We start from the raw sequence: 4,177 nt of genomic DNA on the forward strand, positions 1-4,177 counted from the left end.
TTTTAGGGCTTCTCGAAGCCCCTCGGATCTCCGTTATTCCTCCGTGACCTCAATGCAAGAGGTGTGTTTTTCGGGTCTGGACCACGGCCGTGGGACCCCACTCGTGGAAGGTACAGAGAGGTCGGGAGTCCGGGAGGCAAGCCGGAGTACGGCAGGTGGACGGCGGCAGCTTCAATTCGTTCGGTGCCAGGCCTTCCCGATCGGGGCGGTATGTGTAGGCGCTCTCCCCGATGGCCGCCACGATGCTCGGAGAGGGTGATCACGGATGCCTGAACTGATCGTGTATTTCATTTCACTTAGTCGTGCGAAGTAGTTCATGATCAATCAATGGACGCGTCTGTCGATGCTGTAACGAAGGTCAACGACATCTACTGGTACGGCGTCATCGTGCTGCTCGTAGGTTTGGGCCTGTACTTCACCGTGTGGTCACGGTTCGTGCAGATCCGGCTACTACCCGACATGCTGCGCTCGGTCATCGAGCGTGCCGAGACGCTCCCCGACGGCACCAAGGGGATCTCGGCGTTCCGCGCCTTCTCTATCTCAGCCTCCCGCGTCGGTACCGGCAACATCGTCGGGGTCGGTATCGCGATCAGCATGGGCGGCCCGGGTGCTGTGTTCTGGATGTGGGCGATGGCGATCATCGGTGCGGCAACTGCGTTTGTGGAGTCCACCCTTGCGCAGGTGTACAAGGTGCGTGACCGCGACGGATTCCGCGGTGGCCCCGCATACTACATGCAGTACGGGCTGCGACGACGTTGGATGGGTGTGATCTTCGCGGTCGTCATCACGCTCACCTACGGGTTCGTTTTCAACGCGCTGCAGACCAACTCGATCGTCGACGCGGCGTCTACGTCAATCGGGTTCGAGGGGAGCGGGCCGGCGGCACTCGTGGGGGTAGTGGTCGCAGTGCTGACCGCCGCCGTGATCTTCGGCGGTGTGCGCCGGATCTCGGGGGTCACGCAGATCGTCGTGCCGTTGGTCGCCCTCGCATACATTGTCCTCGGGTTGCTGGTCGTGGCACTCAATCTCGGTGAGGTGCCGCGGATGTTCCAGTTGATCGTCGAGAACGCGTTCGGTTTCCAGGAGGTCGTCGGCGGTGGTTTCGCGGCGGCGTTCATGCACGGTATCCGTCGTGGTCTGTTCTCCAACGAAGCCGGCATGGGTTCCGCGCCGAATGCCGCTGCGACCGCGGCAGTTTCGCATCCCGTCAAGCAGGGGTTGGTGCAGAGCCTGGGCGTCTACTTCGACACCCTGCTGGTCTGCTCGGTGACGGCGTTCATCATTTTGCTGTCGAACCCCGAGTACGGCACGACGGCTGGCGCCTCGCTCACCCAGAATGCGCTGGCCGCCGAACTCGGCGGCTGGACCGTGCACTTCCTCGCGGTCGCCATCTTCTTCCTGGCCTTTACCTCGGTTGTCGGCAACTACTACTACGGTGAGGCCAACATTGAGTTCCTCACAGGTTCGCGGGGTGTGCTGCAGGGCTTCCGTGTGCTGGTCGTGGTGTGCGTGTTTGCGGGCGCCGTGGGGTCGCTTCCGCTCGTGTGGGGGCTGGCCGATCTCTTCATGGGTGTGATGGCGACGGTCAACCTCATCGCATTGGCGCCGCTGTCGGGTGTGGCGTTCGCATTGTTCACGCATTACACGCGTCAGCGGGCGCAGGGGATCGATCCGGTATTCCATCGCGCAGACCTGCCGGAGGTCCGCGGAGTGCAGGTATGGGGATCCGTAGATCCCAAAGTCCCAGCCAAGCGTTTACCCGGTTAACGCTTTCGGGCGTTAACCGGGTAAACGCCCGACCAGACTCAGAGTCAGTCAGGTTCCGGTTCCCACGGCGCGCCACCAAGACCACCCCAGCTACTCGGGCAGGCTGTGAACCATGCCCGCGAGCACCCCAGACAACCAGATCCCGCCCGGCATGCTCGCGGGCATGCCCGGGCGGCCGCACTGGTCTGCATCAGAGGCAGCCCGCCGCTGCGGCGTCGGACGGGCCACCATCCAACGCGCCTTGACAGCCGGCCGAATCCCCGGCGCAGCCGAAACCGAAAAAGGCTGGTCGATCCCCCTCGAGGGTTTGCTCGCCGCCGGATTCTTCCCCGACCGCCCTACCGCACCCGACCAGTCGCCGAGCACCACACCTGATACCGACCGCGAGCATGACCGGGCACCCGCAACCACCAACAGCGAGCATGCCCGCCGCATCGCCGAACTCGAGCAGGCGCTCGACCTTGAGCACGCCCGCGCCGACCTTGAGCACGCCCACCGCATCGCCGCCGAACAACTCGCCGCCGAGCGCGCCGAGCGCGTAGCAGACCTCCGCCATGCCCTCCGCATGATCGAAGCCGCCCCGCAGACCCCGGAACCACCCGAAGCTGCGCCTCCTACGACGCCACCCGCGCCAAATCCGCACCGGTGGCCACGATTCCTCAATCGGGTTCTCGACCGGTAGAGCCGTACCCGGCTTACCTGCCGGACTCAGTCCGTCGGGTTCCGGTTCTCGACGGGGTCAACCGGCCGTAGTCCAGTCCTACGAACCCGAAATTCCACACACCTCTTGCACTAAAGGTGCGACGTGGGGAAATGCTGCCGCGCCACCGCTGCGCGCTGGCTTGCCCCCTGACCCTGTGGCCGGGTCATGAACACGAGAGCGCCCGGCCGCAAGGGGTACGGCCGGGCGCTCTGTTGGCGATCGTGTCAGGACTCGTGGGCGGCGAAGTAGTCAGCCCATCCGGCATGGAATCCGCGTTTGTAGTTGACGGTGTTGCTTATGGTCGGCTCGTCTCTGGTTGTGTCTCGGCGGGGCGATGCCAGCGGCAGGGGCCTTTGCCGCCGGTGGCGATGGTGCAGTGGGTGCCGTCGTCCTTGAGTACTCCGCATTGACGTTCGGGTGCGTGTGTGGGGCACATGTCACGCCCGTGCAGGGCTGGGTGCCCGCACGGGGTTCCGGTACGTGTGGGGGCAAGGCACTGGCTGCTCATGAATTCACCCCAGCTTGCTTGCGGGCGTGGTGGAGGATCGTGCCGACACCGCCGACGGTCATGCCCACCTCCTCGGCGATCTCGCGGAGCTTCAAGCCTTCCGCGCGGAGCTCGAGCACACGGCGGCGGCGCTCGGCTGCACGGGCCTCGAACTCGGCGCGTGGCTCGGCAATGATGCGCCGGACGGTGCGCGGTGAGGCTCCGATGCGCTCGGCGACCTCTCGGGCGCAGCGGGTCCGTCGTGCGGGAGTCTCAGCACCCACGGGACACCTCCCGAACTAGTTCACGGTCGAATCGGGTCGCGCGTGCTCGGTTCGCTTCGATCTTCGCAGGCGTGACGATCTTCCCGCGCGCAGACTGGCGGGCGCGAAATTCCTCCTCGTCGAAGTTGCGCCAGATCCATTTGCCGATGGAGTGGGCGGTGGCCTGGACCTCGACGAAGGGCAAGGGGTCGGCGAACTGGGTGTTGATGGCGTGGCAGCGCTGGAGGACGAGCTGGAGCCACTGGTCGACGGTGCCGTTCCGGTGGTGCCACCACTGCGGGTAGGCCCAGGTGCGGGCGGTGTCGAACATGGTGACGTTGCGGCCCAGGCCGGCGACCCGATCCGGTCGCCGCGAAATCTGCCGGGGTGTGTGCACGGTGATCAGCTCGCGCAACGTGTACGGGTCGGCGGGGCCGTAGATCGTCTCCCAGTCCGGGTGGATGGGGTTCTTGGTCAGTTGCCCGCCGTAGGCGAAGTCTCCGCCCACGGAGATGCACAGGCCTCGTTCGATCCGGTGCGCGAGCCGGAGCGGCGCCAGCAGGGCGGAGTCGGTGCGGCAGATGTGGTGAGGGCCGAGCCACCAGCCGAGATGCGCGCGGCCGGAAGGGGATTGGGCCACCCAGTTCGGCGCGGGATGGTCGGAGGGCTGCTCGAAGGCGCGCATGGCGGCGTCGGGGTGGTCGCAGTCGATGACGATGGATCCGAGCAACGCGTGCGGGGAGTGCTCGATGTAGCGCATGGTGAGCGCGTCGTCTCGGCTCATGCGGTACTGCCCGCGTGCTAGCGCGTTCGTCGCGTACGGACGATGTGGGAGCAGTACGTCAGTGCTCCACGCTTCCCCGGTGAGAACTGTCATGCGAACACCGTCACACACGGAACCTGATTTTTTATGTAGGACACGCCAGCCATATCAGGTATCCCGATTTCGTCCTGGGG

Annotated in this window: 4 protein-coding genes; 2 read left to right on the top strand and 2 right to left on the bottom strand. The window is 65.4% G+C overall.

The features are described 5' to 3' along the window. The first annotated feature begins 327 nt into the window (after positions 1-327). Positions 328-1,767 (top strand): alanine/glycine:cation symporter family protein, encoded by a 1,440-nt coding sequence (locus RM2_RS22380; protein ID WP_072691683.1) that lies wholly within the window; start codon positions 328-330, stop codon positions 1,765-1,767. A gap of 112 nt (positions 1,768-1,879) precedes the next feature. Then, positions 1,880-2,449: a PhoU domain-containing protein gene (locus RM2_RS22385; RefSeq protein WP_072691684.1), complete on the top strand. Its 570-nt coding sequence runs from the start codon at positions 1,880-1,882 to the stop codon at positions 2,447-2,449. Positions 2,450-2,974: 525 nt separating this feature from the next. On the opposite strand, the gene RM2_RS22390 is transcribed toward RM2_RS22385, so the two are convergent. Together RM2_RS22390 and RM2_RS22395 are read right to left on the bottom strand one after the other, a co-directional pair. Then, the gene (locus RM2_RS22390) at positions 2,975-3,241 is read right to left on the bottom strand and encodes a sigma factor-like helix-turn-helix DNA-binding protein (protein WP_072691685.1); all 267 of its coding nucleotides are present in this window, start codon (positions 3,239-3,241) and stop codon (positions 2,975-2,977) included. Beyond that, positions 3,231-4,097, bottom strand: a complete 867-nt coding sequence (locus RM2_RS22395) for a replication initiation protein (RefSeq protein ID WP_072691686.1) — start codon at positions 4,095-4,097, stop codon at positions 3,231-3,233. The genes RM2_RS22390 and RM2_RS22395 overlap by 11 nt, the downstream gene beginning before the upstream one ends. Between the last annotated feature and the right edge of the window lie 80 nt (positions 4,098-4,177).

Source organism: Rhodococcus marinonascens NBRC 14363 (assembly GCF_001894885.1).
GTDB lineage: Bacteria > Actinomycetota > Actinomycetes > Mycobacteriales > Mycobacteriaceae > Rhodococcus_F > Rhodococcus_F marinonascens.

Excerpts from the sequence above, each read along its gene's own strand:
- RM2_RS22380 (WP_072691683.1), top strand. The coding sequence starts at position 328 with ATGGACGCGTCTGTCGATGCTGTAACGAAGGTCAACGACATCTACTGG.
- RM2_RS22395 (WP_072691686.1), bottom strand. The coding sequence starts at position 4,097 with ATGACAGTTCTCACCGGGGAAGCGTGGAGCACTGACGTACTGCTCCCA.
- RM2_RS22385 (WP_072691684.1), top strand. The coding sequence starts at position 1,880 with ATGCCCGCGAGCACCCCAGACAACCAGATCCCGCCCGGCATGCTCGCG.